This is a genomic window from Pseudoalteromonas sp. HL-AS2 (assembly GCF_031198805.1).
GTDB classification, from domain to species: domain Bacteria; phylum Pseudomonadota; class Gammaproteobacteria; order Enterobacterales; family Alteromonadaceae; genus Pseudoalteromonas; species Pseudoalteromonas nigrifaciens.
In genome coordinates, this window is record NZ_CP133572.1 from 17,596 (window position 1) to 34,342 (window position 16,747).

14 protein-coding genes are annotated in these 16,747 nt (G+C 39.0%); 5 read left to right on the top strand and 9 right to left on the bottom strand.

Going from position 1 to position 16,747, the window contains the following annotated elements; all coding sequences use genetic code 11:
* Positions 1 to 449 precede the first annotated feature (449 nt).
* From istB to RB215_RS15015, 4 genes are all read right to left on the bottom strand, one after another.
* Positions 450 to 1,205 (bottom strand): IS21-like element helper ATPase IstB, encoded by a 756-nt coding sequence (gene istB / locus RB215_RS15000; protein WP_222714676.1) that lies wholly within the window; start codon positions 1,203 to 1,205, stop codon positions 450 to 452.
* Positions 1,206 to 1,216: 11 nt separating this feature from the next.
* A complete protein-coding gene (gene istA / locus RB215_RS15005; protein ID WP_024604872.1) occupies positions 1,217 to 2,767 on the bottom strand; it encodes an IS21 family transposase in 1,551 nt (516 codons plus the stop codon).
* An 855-nt stretch (positions 2,768 to 3,622) separates the two neighbouring features.
* Positions 3,623 to 3,832 (bottom strand): cold-shock protein, encoded by a 210-nt coding sequence (locus RB215_RS15010; protein WP_002959120.1) that lies wholly within the window; start codon positions 3,830 to 3,832, stop codon positions 3,623 to 3,625.
* A gap of 250 nt (positions 3,833 to 4,082) precedes the next feature.
* Complete coding sequence (locus tag RB215_RS15015; RefSeq protein ID WP_309217325.1) at positions 4,083 to 5,654, bottom strand: sensor domain-containing diguanylate cyclase; 1,572 nt, start codon at positions 5,652 to 5,654, stop codon at positions 4,083 to 4,085.
* 321 nt (positions 5,655 to 5,975) lie between these two features.
* Between RB215_RS15015 and RB215_RS15020 the strand changes: the two genes are divergently transcribed.
* Complete coding sequence (locus RB215_RS15020) at positions 5,976 to 6,737, top strand: IS5 family transposase (RefSeq protein WP_309217218.1); 762 nt, start codon at positions 5,976 to 5,978, stop codon at positions 6,735 to 6,737.
* A gap of 108 nt (positions 6,738 to 6,845) precedes the next feature.
* On the opposite strand, the gene RB215_RS15025 is transcribed toward RB215_RS15020, so the two are convergent.
* From RB215_RS15025 to RB215_RS15045, 5 genes are all read right to left on the bottom strand, one after another.
* Entirely contained in the window at positions 6,846 to 7,898 is a 1,053-nt protein-coding gene (locus RB215_RS15025) for a ChuX/HutX family heme-like substrate-binding protein (RefSeq protein ID WP_309217327.1), read from the bottom strand.
* A gap of 45 nt (positions 7,899 to 7,943) precedes the next feature.
* Positions 7,944 to 10,031 carry a TonB-dependent receptor domain-containing protein gene (locus RB215_RS15030; RefSeq protein ID WP_309217328.1) on the bottom strand — a complete coding sequence of 696 codons (2,088 nt, stop codon included), beginning with the start codon at positions 10,029 to 10,031 and terminating at the stop codon, positions 7,944 to 7,946.
* A 146-nt stretch (positions 10,032 to 10,177) separates the two neighbouring features.
* A complete protein-coding gene (locus tag RB215_RS15035) occupies positions 10,178 to 10,591 on the bottom strand; it encodes a biopolymer transporter ExbD (RefSeq protein WP_192532299.1) in 414 nt (137 codons plus the stop codon).
* Complete coding sequence (locus RB215_RS15040) at positions 10,584 to 11,135, bottom strand: MotA/TolQ/ExbB proton channel family protein (protein ID WP_011329712.1); 552 nt, start codon at positions 11,133 to 11,135, stop codon at positions 10,584 to 10,586. Before RB215_RS15040 ends, RB215_RS15035 begins: the two co-directional genes overlap by 8 nt.
* 14 nt (positions 11,136 to 11,149) lie before the next feature.
* Complete coding sequence (locus RB215_RS15045; RefSeq protein WP_309217330.1) at positions 11,150 to 11,845, bottom strand: TonB family protein; 696 nt, start codon at positions 11,843 to 11,845, stop codon at positions 11,150 to 11,152.
* Between the two features lie 124 nt (positions 11,846 to 11,969).
* Between RB215_RS15045 and RB215_RS15050 the strand changes: the two genes are divergently transcribed.
* The 4 genes from RB215_RS15050 (at position 11,970) to RB215_RS15065 (ending at position 16,740) form a co-directional block, all read left to right on the top strand.
* Positions 11,970 to 12,887 (top strand): ABC transporter substrate-binding protein, encoded by a 918-nt coding sequence (locus RB215_RS15050; RefSeq protein WP_309217332.1) that lies wholly within the window; start codon positions 11,970 to 11,972, stop codon positions 12,885 to 12,887.
* A 5-nt stretch (positions 12,888 to 12,892) separates the two neighbouring features.
* Positions 12,893 to 13,948: an iron ABC transporter permease gene (locus RB215_RS15055; RefSeq protein ID WP_011329709.1), complete on the top strand. Its 1,056-nt coding sequence runs from the start codon at positions 12,893 to 12,895 to the stop codon at positions 13,946 to 13,948.
* Positions 13,949 to 14,734, top strand: coding sequence for a heme ABC transporter ATP-binding protein (locus RB215_RS15060; RefSeq protein WP_179807802.1), 786 nt, complete (start codon positions 13,949 to 13,951; stop codon positions 14,732 to 14,734). It abuts the gene before it with no gap.
* Between the two features lie 206 nt (positions 14,735 to 14,940).
* The gene (locus RB215_RS15065) at positions 14,941 to 16,740 is read left to right on the top strand and encodes a glycoside hydrolase family 3 protein (RefSeq protein WP_179807803.1); all 1,800 of its coding nucleotides are present in this window, start codon (positions 14,941 to 14,943) and stop codon (positions 16,738 to 16,740) included.
* Positions 16,741 to 16,747 lie beyond the last annotated feature (7 nt).

Consider the following 16,747-nt stretch of genomic DNA (forward strand, 5'->3'; position numbering starts at 1 on the left):
TGCTTTAAGGGGTTAAAGCTCTATCTGACTTGAACGATACTTCATCAAGGGCCGCAAGGCCCTTTTATCGTTTTGGGCTTATAAATAGGCTTATAATGAGCTTAAAGGCTAATCTTTGAATCATATAATAAAATAAAGAACCACCTGCCAACCACCGCCTTTAAACACTAAAATGGTATTCACCAGCAACCAGAGATCAACATCAGATAACAGTCCCCTGTCATAAGCGTAATATAAAGCAGTAAAAAGCGTGCGAGATAAACTCCCGTCTACTTCCATAACCATTAACTTGGGTGGGATTATAACTACTCGCTAATAATTAAGAAGTTGATAGTTGATAGTTGATAGTTGACTGGCAGACAGCTCAAGTGCGTATTCTCATGACTTTGATCACCGATTCTCATCAGCTTTGATCGCTTGATTTATCATTTTGTAGAGCCATTTTTAAATTAACTTAACTGATCATCATCAGTCAATTCATTTAACTGTTTTCGTATCGATTCTCCTTTTAAATTCAACTTAATTGCACCATGAATCAGCCTATCTAAAATAGCATCAGCGTGCGTTGATTCGCCGATCATTTGGTGCCAATTTTCCTGTGGTAACTGACTAATGATGATGTGTGATTTATAACCATATCTAGCATCGATTAATTCAAGTAAGTCGCTTCGTTGCTGAGCACTGAGTGGCTCTAGCCCCCAATCGTCTAAAATAAGTAAGTCGTATTTAATGAGTTTACCCAATAATTTTCGATAACTGCCATCGGCCTGTGCTAGAAATAGACTTTCAAGTAATTCTTTTAATCGAATATAGAAGACACTTTTTCCTTGTAAACAGTGCTCGTGACCCAAGGCACACGCGAGGTAGGTTTTGCCACAGCCTGTGGCGCCTGTAATTAATATATTCTGATGTAAACTCAGCCAGGTGTTTTGGCTGAGGCTGCGTATTTGTGCTTTATCTAGATTACGCTTCGGCGAGTAAATGAGTTGATTTAACTGACCCGGTACGCGGAATTTTGCTTGTCGCACCAGTCGCTCTATTTTTCTTTGGTCACGCGTATCAATTTCATGCGTTAGCAATAAACTGACGCGCTCTATAAAGCTTTGTTCTTGATATAGGTTTGGCTGTTCAAGCTGCTGCTTGAGTGCTTGCTTTATACCCGATAACTTGAGCAATTGAAGTTGCTGATTAATTGTTTCTATCATGTTTGCATTCCTTAATGGTAGTAATCTGTGCCACGTATGTTGCTGTGTGTAATTGGCTTTTCTGGCTCTGTTTGGAGTGTGGGTAATGGTTGTTGGTCTAACCCTTTTTGCAGCATTTGCTTAATAGATCTGTGTGTGGTCGTATTCATGCAAATTGCTCGGTAACATGCTCGCTCGAGGCGTTCCTTTGAATACGTTTTAGCTAAACTTAACACCCCTAAACAGGTGCGATAAGCTTGCTCTGGATGACGTTTGCTATTAAGCAATAATTCAACGACTTGATGAGTATAATCACCGATACTCAATGCCCATGAGCGTAAATTTATCGGTGACTGCTCATGCTGTTTTTGATGCGCCTTTGGCATATGATGTGTCTGTGTCGTATGTCCGCCTAAACGGTTTGAGCGAGGATGCTGTGCTATTAAAGTGCCGTCATAATAAAGCTGCACGAGTTGATTGGATATGTGTGCGCGTAATTGTTTTTTAACCCACAGATAAGGCACGCTGTAGTAATGTTTTTCTATTTCAACATGGTAATCAATATGCACACGTACTGTTTTGATTTGTGTATATTGATAGGGCTTTTCAGGCAATGGCTTTAATGCATTTTTATCCACCATATCAAATAGCTGTTTGCGTGATTGTTGATATTGCTTCATCACCTTATTGTTCATCATATCCAGTAGCTTTGCTATTTCATGATTGAGTTGCGCTAAGCTGTGGAAGATTTGGTTACGTAAGCGTGCCATGATCCAACGCTCAACAATTTGTACGCCGACTTCAGCCTTCGATTTATCTTTGGGTTTATAAGGTCTAGCCGGAATGACAGCAACGTTAAAGTACTCGGCTAACTGGTGGTACGTCGGATTTAAATCAGGCTCGTAGCGACAGGTTTTACTGACAGCACTTCTGAGATTATCGGGAATAACAACGTCAGGAACGCCGCCTAAAAATTCAAAGCAACGCGCATGACTCATTACCCAATCTTCAAGTTGCTGACTATACGTTGCTTCAACATAGGTATAATTTGATGCACCTAGCACTGCAACGAATATCTGAGCAGTGCGCTTTTCTTGTGTCGTCGGACAAGTAATGGTAATTGTGGGGCCACAATAATCCACAAACAGCTTTTCACCCCCTTTATGCTGCTGACGCATTGAGAGTCGCTGGGTACCTAACCATTGTTTATAAGCTCGGCAGAAGTGACTGTAGCTGTAATAAGGCTCACCCACTTTTTCAAGTAACTCATCAAATACGAGCTGTAATGTTAGGTGTTTATGTTGTTTTAAGTCTTTATTGATATTTAACCAGTCAGGCGTTGGGTGTCTTTTTTTACGCGTTGAGAAGCGCTTGAGTTTGGTGTTGAAAAATGTATTTTGCTGTTTATCCTCTGGTATTGGCCATTGATTTAAGCCTAACTCATTGGCCTTTTTAAGGTAATTAGCCACAGTACCAGGTGAAATATTTAAACTTCTGGCAATCTCTCGATGGGATAATTGTGCTGAGTACTTCAGCCGTAAAATGGAATGTAATTTACTCATAGATATAGGTCTTGTTGTCATTGTTGTTATCCTCATCAAACGATTCAGATAACGGTTTAACACACCTACAAAAATGATAAAACGTGAACTCGGTTACGAGTGGTATTAAGCTTTGATCGGCAAAATCATTAAGAGCATAAAAGTGATCATTTACAAGTGATTTTAGTGATCAAAGCTTAATGAGAATAAGCGATCAAAGTTAATGCAATTGGGTGATCAAAGCTGGAGAGAATATGCACTCAAGCCTGAGTGCTATCCCTTTTCGTATTTACAGCCAAAGCTAAACATTGAATTTGCATCAAACACCTGACGCCCAAAACCTGAAATATAAACCTGTTTTTACCTCATGCTGGCATTTCATCTATAGGGTTTAAATCACTACTTTGTGATCTCATCACCTTTTACGAATACGTTTTTCGTACTACGAGCGTGCGGCAGGTAACAAGCTACTCGCCCAGGGTAAGTTTATATCCAACATCGAAAACACAGTAAAAAACGCGAGGTAAACTCCCGCCTGCTTTCGCAGCCATTAATTTGGATGGGGTTCTAACTGCTCGCTGATAGTTGATTGGTTAATTGATAGTTGATTGATATCTCAAGCCTGAGCTCTGCCTTTTGCATTTACGGCCAAAGCTATACACATTGAGCTTGGCAAATTTTGCCTGAGATATAAATCCTGAAACCTAGAGCCTAAAGCTTGGAGCCTGGCACCTGTATTTTATATAAAATTGCATTCACAAAATCGATACGGAGTTTGGCAGTTAAATTTAATACGTTGAAATACAATACTGTGGGGGGAGTTACCGAGGAATACCAAATTTTAGGCACAAAAAAAGCGCCTTAAGCGCTTTTTTTCATTTTACTTAAAAAGTAAAATTATACAGCTGTGATGTTATCAGCTTGTGGACCTTTTTGACCTTGTGAAAGAGTGAACTCTACACGTTGGCCTTCAGCTAAAGTTTTGAAACCTTCGCTTTTGATTGCTGAGAAATGTGCGAAAACGTCTGGGCCGTTTTCTTGCTCGATGAAACCAAAACCTTTAGACTCGTTAAACCACTTAACTGTACCTGATACGATGTTTGACATTGTAATATCCTGATATAAAAATAAAAATATGCTCATATGAGCGGGTATAGCAAAAAATGAGATGGTACTTTAAAAACTTCAGGACGGTACTACAAGTATTACTTATACAACATCGAAATGGAGATTTATAGATTACATACTTTCTTTCTAGCTGCGGCCCACTATATAGAAGTTTTAATTTGTGTCAAGCTTATTATTTAAATAGTTTTAAAATAATAAACCTTGTTTAGATTAGTTAAGGGTCTTTCAGTTACTCTATTAAATTAGCAATAACGCTACGGTTACGACCATGCTCTTTTGCATAGTAAAGTGCGTTATCGGCTTTTTTAAATACTTGCTCAATATTAGTGCCGTGCTCTGGGTAACTAGCAATACCTATTGATATGGTTATGTAACCAACTGTATCTATATGTGACGACTCAACTGCAAGGCGCAACCTTTCAGCTATTTTAAATGCACCTTCACTGTTTTGATTAGGTATTACAAGTACAAACTCTTCGCCGCCAATGCGCGCAACAATATCGTCTTTGCGAGCAATACTTTGAATAAGCACGGTTAATGCTTTGAGTGTTTCATCGCCTTTGTCATGGCCATATGTGTCATTTACGCGTTTAAAAAAGTCGATGTCTATTTCTAAAATGGTAAATAACGTTTGTTCGTGGATTAGTTTATCAAGCCATACTTTTAAGCTTCTGCGATTATGAAGCCCCGTTAGAGGATCTGTTTGTGCATCGTGGCGTAACTGCCCTATTTGCAGCTGTAAAATACTTTCGCCTTTTAACATTGCTACTTTTAATTGCTGACTTTCAAAATACCATGACTTAACTTTTTTCAGCTCACTTTCATGGTTCAATTCATCAGTTCTATTTGCAATATCAGCTAGTCGCTTAAGTGGCTTAGAAATAAAATGCGCAAACAAGCCGATTAAAATTAATGTGATTACAACCGTTGGTAAAGTACGCTTAATAACCTGTGCAATTAACCCATCTAGCGGGCTCAATGTGCTCTTAACAGAGCGTTGCACTACAACTCCCCAGTTAGCTAATTTAACTGGGGCATAACCAGCAAGCATGCTTTCGTTTAAGCTATTTACAATGTTAGCACTGCCACTTTGCCCTTCAATAACTTTATTTATAACCTTGTTGTGAGCTATTTTAGAACCAATACGCGCAGCTTGTGGGTGATACAAAATCTGTTTGTTTTTATCAACAACATAAATGTGCGTTTCGTCTTTAAAGTAATCTTGCTCTAATAAATTATTTAAAATGCTGCGCTCATTTAAATACAACGAGCCGCCAAGATAACCTAAATAGTCGCCGTTGTTAGAAAACAGAGGATGTGAAATAAAAACAATTAAGTTACCTACTGCCGACATATACGGCATGCTAATAATTGGCTTTTTATGTTTTCGTGCTTGTAAGGCTCCTACTGAGCCAAGCGGTTTATTAATAACCTGCGGTAAATTAGGGTAAGTTGCAACGCTTATGCCGTGAATATTTATAACTACAGAGTTAAAGCTATTCGTTTGTAACTTTAAACGTGCTGCTTCCTCTTTTAAAAATTCATCATCGGTTATGTTTTGTTCTAACTTGTTTGCTGAATAAGCTAGTTGTTGCATGGCCGCTTCAAGAAAGCCATCTGTTGCTGAAGCAAGCTTATTAGCATAAGCGTAATTACTGTGTAACGTGTAGTTGATTAACTGCTCTTTTTGCACTTGATAAGTAGCATAAAAACTACTTACTAAGGTGCCAATAGAGGCAAGCAAAACAAGTAATAGTATAAGAAACCTGAGGTTTAATGTTGGTAATAGTTTGTGAAACACCCTGTTTATACCTCACGTACAACTTGCATGCATAATATATTCAATACATTTTATACTACCTGCTTTATAACCAAGAATCTAACCAACTTTAATAATGTGCAGTACTAATTAACCTAAGCTGCGAATAATAAACCTATCTCAAGCAGTTATTGACGCGTAAATTCGCCTTGTTTTCACTGAAAACTTATGGTTAAAGAAAATAAATTTAAATCTAATTATAATTCAAAACGTTAGGGCGTGTTGATCTTTGTGGTATGAAAAACAAACAGCATGAAGATAAGGTATAATTGAATTCGCCAGAAAACTTTACACCGAACCTACATGCCAAGATTAATGTTAACAGACGGGACATGGAATGTCTTATCAAAAGTAATGTACTTAAGTGGTCGAATTTATAATAAGCCCGACCATAGAAAAACGCTCGAAGGCATACTGTATAAGATGCGCACAGGTATTCCATGGCGAGATTTACCTTCTGATTTTGGCCGTTGGAGTGCTATCTACAGACGGTTTAATTTATGGTCCAAAAAAGGGATTTTGAATGAACTGTTTCGCGCATTATCTCGTGATGCGGACATGGATTGGGTCTTCATTGATGGCAGTATTGTCGGGGCTCATCAACATAGTTGCGGTGCAAGAACTGCTGACAATGAATCAATTGGAAAGAGCCGAGGTGGAAATTCTACGAAAATTCATCTTGCAGTCGATAGCGGAGGGTTGCCTGTTTATTATGAATTATCCTGTGGAAATACGCATGATATCGTCCATGCAGAGTCACTCGTAGCTAATTGCCCAACAAGTAATATGGTTGTCGCAGATAAAGGCTACGACAGTGAAAAACTGAGAGCGTTTGTTCGTGATAATAACGCTACACCCGTTATTCCACGTAAGGGCAACAGTTTAGTAGGCAATGAAGATATTGACTGGTGCATGTACAAATATCGGCACTTGGTTGAGAATGCATTTGGCCGTATTAAGCAATATAGAGGGATAGCCACGCGGTATGAAAAGCTTGAACGAAATTATCATTCAATGCTCGCTTTAGCATTTACTATGATGTGGCTACCAATGTGGGCTGATTGATATATGTACTACAAAGATCAACAGCCCCTAGTAAATCTCTTAACCAGAGTTCCGGTTAATTATTGCCTACCTATAGGTAGACAATAATTAGAAATGTGTTTTATCAAGTTAACTTTTATAACTGTCGATTAATTTATTACACAGTGCTATCCACTGCTTTGGTTGCTCTTTACCTTCAACTCTTCGGCCAAATAAGGTCATCACTGTGTTGCTGCTCTCATCAAAAAACTCTATTGAGTGCACCACAGTATTACCGTTATCTGTTGGCTTTTTAACGACAAAAGCACGCGCTAAATCTTCACTTTTAATATGTAAATTAAAGTCTTCATCAAGTACGTTATACCAAGGGCCTACTTGCTTTAAGTTATTGAGTGCTCCTGAGTATATTTGCACCGCGGCGTTGTTATTTACAAAAATCATTACCTCGCTTTGCTGCTCTTTTAACGTGCTAAATATTAATGGTAAGCTTGCGGTTGGTATTTCTTGTGCCCAATTGGGCTGTGCAAGTTCAAGTGCTTGTATTCTGCCTACTTTAAACTCGGTTAATAATGCCGGAAAATGATGCACATCTTGCAAGTTTTCCCATGCGGTTAAAAAGCCTGCTACATTTATATTTTCTTGCGGTGTGGTCTCAAGCTCTTGGGTTTTGATTGGCTCTACCACTAATGTAGTGCTTTGCTCTGGGTCGCTATATTTACTAATTAGCGCCTGATACGCAGTTAAATTAGTTTTATCGGTATTAAATATTTTATGAACAGCTCGGCCATGTTTATCAAAGCACTGAATGCTCACCATGTTATTTAACTTAACAGCAAATACACTGGCCCATTGCGATAAAAACAACCTTAAATCTATGCCTCCTGGGTTAATTGCTATTCCCATTTTTTTATTATTACGCTGTGAAGTATATAGTTTTTCGTAGCAGCCTTTAATTTCACTCACTACAACGCCGTTGCGTGTAAGTGCCATTACATGTTCTAGCTTTTTTAACCCTTTGAGAATGTTTTCGATTTGATTAATATTTAATTTAATTGCTTGCTGCCCTACTTGAGAAGCAATAAGTTGTGCTTCTGTGGTGCCAAGTTGTACGGCGGCATCTACACTGCGAATATTGGGCTGCGCTACTTTTAATGTTTGGTATTGGTTAACTAAGGTATTCATAATTTACTCCTAAAAGGTAATGGCCTAAGTGGCCATTACGGCAACTTAAAATTTAAAGCTAATTTGCGTTTTAATATTACGGCCAACACCATAGTCGCCAATGGCGCCTGTAGTACCCGCTATAACTTGGTATTCATTATCAAATAAATTATCTATTGCTAAGCGGGCATTCCAGCTGTCGTTAATATCCCAACTGGCGTTTATACCGGCTAAAACATAACTTTTATGTTGCTGCTCAATACCTGCTACAAGTACAGTGCGATCATTAACATGTTGAATATTAAAGCCTGTTTTTAGCACGTCGTTAAAAAAGTTTAACCCGCTACTTAGTGCAAATTTATCTGCTGGTAAATACCAAAGTGGTTCATTGTTTTGGTTTTCACCTGATATTCGACTATAAGAAAAGTTGGCATAACCTAAGGTATGTGCATAATTAATTTCAAACTCAATGCCGTCTCGTTGGTTTTCGCCACTATTGTTATAACGCGCTGCGGGTTCGGGATTAGTGGCTATATTGGTGTTTGATTGAATTTCGTCATCTATTTTTACTTTAAAATAAATAACACGGGCAGTTAAAGCATCTCTGTTTGTAAATATGTTTTGGTTTTGGTAACTCGCACCTATTTCTTTATTGGTGCTGTTTTCTACTTTAAGTTCGAGTGCCGGATCACGGCCACCATATTGATCATAAAGCTCATCTATTAATGGGGCTCTAAATCCTTGCTGATAACTTGAAAAAACAGCTAGCTGGTTATTAATTTGATAGTGAGCGGTTAATGCAGGCACCACTTGAGAGTGATCAACATCGGTATCTAAATTATTAAATGAGTTGGCAAAGCTAGAGGTTGCTGTGGTTTTATACTTTTCATAACGTAGCCCTGTGGTAAGCGTTAATGCCTGCCAAGTAAATTCGTCTTGTAGGTAAACGCCTATACGTTTTTGAGTACCTCCGGGCTGAGATGTTATTTCGTCTTGTATTGCTTGCTCTGCATAATCAATACATTGATAAGTTTGCATGTCTAAATTAAGGCATGGATAACTTAACTTGGTTCCCACTCGATCTTTTTCAGAATACTGCATGCCATAGGTTAAAGTATGCTGTTTAATTAAAGATGTATTCGCAATATCAAGTGTAGTTATGTTGTATTCGTAGTTAGACTCTAAGCCAATAAAATCTTTTAAAGTGCCTGAACCATCACTTTCAACAACCTGACTTTGGGTGCGCCCTAAGCGTGCTGTTAAATTTACATAAGGATTATTGGCGGGGTTAAGCTCATAGCTTAAATTAGTAACCGATTGTTCAATTTCTCTATATACCGTACCCCATGCGCCAGGATCGGTAGTATTAAACTCGGTGCGCTGATTGTCTTCACTTTTTGTATACGACAATCCAATTAAGGAGTCTTCGTTTAAGTAATATTCAGCTTTTAAAAGCAACGATTCGGCCTCAATACCCGAATTATCGAGCGTTTCACCATTTGATAACTTAAAGTCGTCACTGCTGCGCTTTACGTACGAAGTAAGTATATCTAATGAGTCAGTAGGGCGTGCATAAGCATATACGGTACCGTTATTTTCATTATTATTGCCATGGTGACCTAGCTTAACTTTAACGCCACCTTGCTCACCCGGTGCTAAAAAGTCGCTGGCATCTTTAAGTTCCATTTCTACCACACCACCTAAAGCACCACCGCCATGCAAAACAGTACTTGGTCCACGTTTAACATTTACAGAGCGATAAAGTTCAGGATCTGAAAAAAAACTTCCCATTCGATACTTTTCAAATGTTTGAATTGCACCATCTACACTTATCAACACATCTTCTGCGTCACTAAAACCACGTACATTAAACTTTTGTCCCATATTACGTGGGCCACCGGTTGCAGTAACGTTAGGAATACTAATAAGGCTGTCGAATACGCTACTAGCAAGTACTTGCTCTATTTGTTCTGCGTTAATAACATTAACGGCTTGAGCTGAATTTAGTGCAGACTTTGCGGTACGGGTTGCCGTAACGGTTACGGCATCAAGTGCTGTAACCGGCATATTAGTGTGGTTAGGGTTTTCAAGATCAGCTGCCATTAAGGGCGAAGACAGAGTGGCAAGGCAAGCTGCCAGTTTGGTAATACGCATTATTTACTCCATTTAATAATTATATTTTGTTTACTCTTTTGCTCTACTTATATTGAATGCAAAAAAATTACATAACGCTTTGGGTTAGCCCCTACTGCCTAAAGCAACTTGACTATAACAAAATAAACATCAAATGATAATAGTTATCAATCGTTTTTAACTAAAATATTTGCAACTTGATACTTTTCAGCAGAAAGTTTAGCTAATAGCTTTACTAATTCGCCGCTAGGTACTTGCTGATCAACCGCTAAATACAGAGGTAAGCTTTCTTTACTGTTTTTTAAGGCGTTAATCGCTTCATTTAACGTAGTAAATGATTCTTTTTCGAGGGCGTATTGAAGCTTATTATGCTCTAACCGAATACTAAGCACCTGTACATCTGCTTGTTGTACCGGTGTGCTGGTGTTTTTACCTGTATCGGGAAGCGTTACATCAAGCATATTTAACTTAACCGCTGCTGTAAGTAATAAAAAAACCAATAAAATAAATAACACATCAAGCAAAGCGGTTAAGTCTGGCACTAATTGCGCCGCTGTATTACGCGGTGGCAAGCTAAGCATAAGGTGAGTCACTATAGGTAAACTTATAATTTAAATGATTGATAATTCTTGTAAAATCATTTTGTAACCCTTCTAGTATGGTGTTTAATAAGCCGCTAACTAATAAACATGGAATAGCAATAACTAATCCAGCCATAGTTGAATACATAGCTTCCCACAAGCCATCAGCTAGTAAAGCAGGCGTAACCGCTTGGTTAGTTTCGGCAATACGTTTAAACATAACGACCAACCCCCACACAGTACCAAGTAACCCCATTAAAGGGCTTAAAGAGGCCAATAAACTCAATATGTTTAGCCGTTTTCGCCAATCAATTAAGCAGTCTTGTAAATACAATTGACACCATTGCAAACGTTGCTCACTGTGCAGCAACTGCTTAGCTTGCAGCGTAATTGCAAATTGACTTGTCCCTAGTTTATGTTGCTTTAATTGCCACTTAGCAATAATTAAAATAGTGCTGCGCTCCAGCACAATAGCCAAAGCTATAATTGACACCAATAGTAATGGCCAAGCCATAATACCTACCGCATTAAAAGTTGACTGCATGTTATTACTCTTTGTTATACGTTTAACGAAAACCGAATTGGCACGCTAAATCGTGCTTTTATCGGGTGGTTATTTTTAACAACAGGATGAAACTGCCACTGCGCTACATTATTTAAAGCAGCTTTGTCGAGCTCAGTAAATCCGCTGCTTTTTAACACAGTTAATTTTGCTATATGCCCCTGCTTATTCAACTCAATTTGTAATAACGTAACCCCTTCGTAACCTCTTTTTTTAGCCCGTAACGGATACGTTAATATTGGCTTAGGGGCTTTAAATAATGGTAATTCGGTTACGGTAACTAATTGATTAGTAGCAGAGTGCTGGTTACTTAGTTTTGTGGTACTAGAACTGGGCGCAGCAGGCTTTATTTTATTTTTGTTTGCAGGGGCATTTTTTACAGACTTTTTATGTTCAGTGCTTTTAGCTATGTTAACCGGTTTGGCTTTAGCTGGTTTTTTTGGCGAGTTATCTATTATTTTTTTTATATTTTTAGGTGTTTTTTTTACTATTTTAAGGTGCTGCTTGGTGCCCGAAAACTCAGTACTAACATTATCGTTTTTAACCACAGGCGCTGTTAGTTTTGGCTCAGCTGGTATTTTTTTAGCTACTTTACTGGCGTTAACCTGGGTTGAGTTAATAATATTAATTGCTACACGATCGGCTTTTTGCCCCTGCGAAAATGTCATAGCTTTAGGGGGAGCAGGTTGCATAAACAACCCAATATAATGAGCAACTGCTGACAGTAATATAAAAATAGTAAACTTCATAGCTTTTAAATATAAATGATAACTGTTATTGTTCGTGTTTATTGATAATATCAACATTGGATTTGTTATGAAACCCCTATTCACATATTTAATTACGCTTACCCTGTTAACATTTGCTTGTAGCAGTAATTCAGCTCCATTTTCGGCACAAAAAATTGTTGTTTCGGGAGGCTCAATAACCGAAATTATTTATGCCTTTAATGAGCAGCATCGTATTGTAGGTGTAGACAGCACCAGTGTATTTCCAAATGCTGCGACTAAAAAACCGCAAATAGGGTACGTACGAAAAATAAGTACAGAGGGGATATTATCGCTCAGCCCAGATTTACTCTTAGGCGAAGCCGACACAGGGCCTCAAAAGGTAGTAGAGCAGCTAAAAAGTACGGGAATAAACATGACCATACTTACACAAGAAGATAACTTTTTAGGTATTGAAGCTAAAATAAAACACATTGCACGTTTACTCAATGTACCTAAAAAGGGAGAGCAACTTGCAAATAGCTTGGCAATAGACAGAGCAGCTTTAAACACAGTTTTACAACAAAGTACTTATAAGCCTAGAGTACTTTTTATTCTTAATGTACGCAGCGGGCAACCTATTGTAGCCGGGGCAAATACCTCTGCAAATGAATTAATAAATGCCGCTGGAGCAATTAATATTGCAGCAGAGCATATACAAAATTGGAAACCGCTTTCAACTGAAGCGGCCCTTGCTCTTAATCCAGACGCAATTATTACCATGGGACGACACGGCGACACCCCACTGGAAAACGTATCAAAACTAGCACATTTTAAGTTCTCTAATGCAGTTAAAAATAAGCAAGTTTATAGCTTCGACGGCAGTTATTTATTAGGCATGGGTCCACGTACACCACAAGCAGTAGTAGAGCTTGCGAGTGTTTTACACCCTAATGCTAAATTACCTGCAACGTATAAGTTTCGCTTTGCTAAAGCCTCTCAACCTAACATTGAGCTAAGTGAGTAATAACTATGCTGGCATTAGGAAGTACGCTATTAACCGAACAAAAACAGCGAAAAATGGCCATTCCCTGTTTATTTTTAGCCTGTGTTTTTATGTTTTTTATTGCACTAAGTAAAGGTGGCGTAAATTTAAGCTTAAGTGAAATAGTGGCAATAATTAACCAGCTTGAAACTGATAGCTTAAAAAACGCTATTATTTGGCAAATACGCTTACCGCGCATAGTGTTAGCCATGGTGGTAGGTGCAGGGCTAGCCGCTTGTGGCTGTGCTATGCAGGCAATTTTTAGAAACCCATTAGCCGATCCGGGTTTAATTGGTGTGTCGAGTGGTGCAGCACTTGGCGCTGTAGCCACTATAGTGTTAGGCAGTAGTTTATTTGCTAACTTTAGCAGCACCTTGGGTGTTTATGCAGTACCGGTTGGCGCATTTATTGGCTGTATTAGTGTGTGTGTATTTATTTATAGATTAAGCGCTCACAGTGGTCAGTTTACAATTATAAGCTTATTACTAGCAGGTATTGCTGTTAACGCCATTGTGGGATCGCTCATTGGTGGGCTTACATTAATTAGTAACGAGCAACAACTGCGCGATTTAACATTTTGGAGTATGGGGTCGTTAGCCGGTAATCACTTTGCCATGATGCTGCCCTCTTTATGTATTATTGTTTTGAGTGTGGTTTTATTACTACGCCTAGCAAAACCTCTTAATTTATATTTACTAGGCGAAGCGCAAGCTAAACATTTAGGCATTAATGTAACGCGGCTTAAAAAACAGGTATTTATTTGTACGGCATTGTGCACCGGTGCTGCCGTCTCCATTACCGGTATTATTGGCTTTGTTGGTTTTATTGTGCCGCATATTGTAAGGCTTGTTTTAGGGCCCGATCATCGTTACTTAATGCCAGCAAGTATTTTAGGCGGGGCGTTGTTATTAAGCTTTGCTGATTTATTTGCACGCACTGTGATGCTCCCTGCAGAGTTACCTATTGGCTTAATAACCAGTGCTATTGGTGGCCCTTTCTTTTTAATTATGTTGTTAAAAACTTATCAGCAACGGAGCTTATAAATGCTGTGCGCTAATAATGTGTCGGCCCAAATTGGGCAAAAAAAACTACTGAAGCATATTAACTTTTATGTAAAACCTAACGAGTTAGTGGTAATTATAGGCCCTAATGGAGCAGGTAAATCGTCGTTACTAAAAGCCTTATGCGGCGATATAAAAATTAATAATGGTGATATCACACTTAATGATCGCCTACTTAGCGACTACTCAATAGCAAGCTTGGCTACATTACGCGCTGTGCTTACGCAAAATTACGAACTCGACTTTCCATTTAGCGTAGCTGAAGTGGTTGATATGGCGCACTTTGCCCATCAAGCAGACTATAGTAAACAGCAGCTTATGCATTTTTCAGAGCAAGTAATGCAAGCACTTAGTGTAACGCACTTAAAAGCCCATACCTTTACACAACTCTCTGGCGGAGAAAAGCAGCGCGTACAACTTGCGCGGGTATTATGCCAAATTCAGCCTAGCCTAGTTGCCAATAAAACACCTTACTTACTAATTGACGAGCCCACCTCTAGCTTAGATATTTTTCATCAATACGATGTAATGGCTCAAGCTAAAAGTATTGCAAGCCAAGGCGCAGGAGTGGTTGCCGTGATCCACGACCTATCGCTTGCTGCCAGTTTTGCAGATCGAATTTACATGCTTAATAATGGCGAAGTAGCCGCATGCGGTACACCAAAAGAAGTGCTTACCCCTGCGCTGCTTAAGCGGGTATATAACATTAGCGCCAGGCTTGAAAATAACACCACCGAGGTTATGCCACACATTCAAATGTGTTACTAAATTACTTAAAAATAACGCCCTAATATCAGCGTTTATTCAGCTTTAAAAATCAATAAGACTTAAACGCACCGCTATTGCGTATCGGCTTTGCAGTTGCACTAAAAAATAGATAAGCTGCATGCACTTATCTATTTTATTTAGCTTTGGAGTGTGTTTTGCTAAATAAGTATGCTGTATCGTCTATTGCTTTTTTAATCGGGTGTTTAATGCCATTACAATCTTCTATAGCTCAACCTGCGCTTACGCTTGAACAACAACTTGGCCAAAAGCTATTACTCGACTTTCGCTATTTTTGTCACCAAGGTGCAAGCAAACAGTGCCGAACGCCAATGACTCAATTACCCGATGAACTGGCAAACGCCATTAGTAAATACAATATTGGCGGGGTGATTTTATTTTCTGAAAACACCCAATCTATTGAACAAATAATTACCCTTAACCAACAACTACAACATGCTGCAAGTAAATCAAGCTCTGCATTACCTTTGTTTATTTCGGTTGATCAAGAAGGCGGCCGTGTTGCACGCCTACCGCGCGATGTAGCAACCTCGTTTACCGGTAATATGTCGATTGGTGCTACTTTTGAAAAGCACGACAGTTATTTTGCCGCGCAAAGCGCTAAAGTAATGGCCACCGAGCTAAGTGCTTTGGGTATTAACGTTAATTATGCGCCTTCAATCGACGTAAATATGAATCCAGATAACCCCGTTATTAATGTACGCTCTTTTGGCGAGGACCCTAAGCGCGTTGCAACTTTAGGTGCCGCTCAAGTTGCTGGGTTTGAAAATAACGGCATTATTAGTTCACTTAAACATTTCCCGGGCCACGGCGACACTAACGTAGATAGCCATACGGGCTTACCTAGGGTAAACCATGCAAAAGAGGTTATTTACCAACAAGATCTAGCCCCTTTTAAACAGATTATTGCCACGCAAAGCCCTGGCATGATCATGACCGCACATATTCAGTACCCTGCGCTTGATAGCAGTACCTTTACCAGTGTTGATGGTAAAAGCATGATTAAACCCGCAACTATGTCGCGTAAAATAATTACTGATATTTTACGCCATGAGCTTAATTATAATGGCGTAGTAGTAACCGATGCACTTGATATGGCAGGTATTAGTCACTTTTTTAATCCTACTCAAGCGGTTATAAACACCTTTGCTGCAGGGGTCGATATTGCCTTAATGCCAATAGAAATTCGCAGCATAGATGACTTAACCAAACTTGATCAGCTCATTAAAGATTTAGTCGCTGCAGTTAAGTCAAAGCAACTTAATCAGCAAGAAATAACTGAGTCGGCGCAGCGTATTACAACGCTTAAAAGTAAGTTTAAACTTAATACCAGTTTTAATGCCATTAATGCGCTAGTTAACGCCAAGCACGTTATTGGGAGTAAAGCGCATCGCGATATTGAAGCACAATTAGCGGTAGAGGCTATTACACAGGTTAAAAACACTCATAATACACTGCCACTTACACTTAAAACTGGGCAACATGTTCATATTATAATGCCCGACACCCGCAAATGCATGGCACTACAACAAGCCCTGCAAAGCATTAGTAAACAAACGCTTAACTATACTTGTAGTAGCTTGCAAGGCTTTGATCCGCAACAAGCGCACACAGACATTAATAAAGCCGATGTTGTTATAGCGGGTAACGCAACGCCAAATCAAAGTGCGGTAGAAATTGGCGGTATGGATGATTTAAAAAACGCTCCTCAATTTGCACTTAGCAACGCACAGCAACCAAAAGCACTTGAGTCGTTATTAAAAGTGGCAAAAAAGCAAAATAAAAACACGGTATTTATTAGTCTAAGAGCGCCTTACGACATTGCTGAGTTTAGCGATTATGCGCATGCTGTACTTGCATCATATGCCTATAATATTGATCACGATAAAAACGATATTGTAACAGGCCCCGCATTTACCGCTTTAGCACACGTACTGTTAGGTAAATTGCCAGCTAATGGCACTTTGCCTGTAACAATAAAAAAGTAAGGAGAAC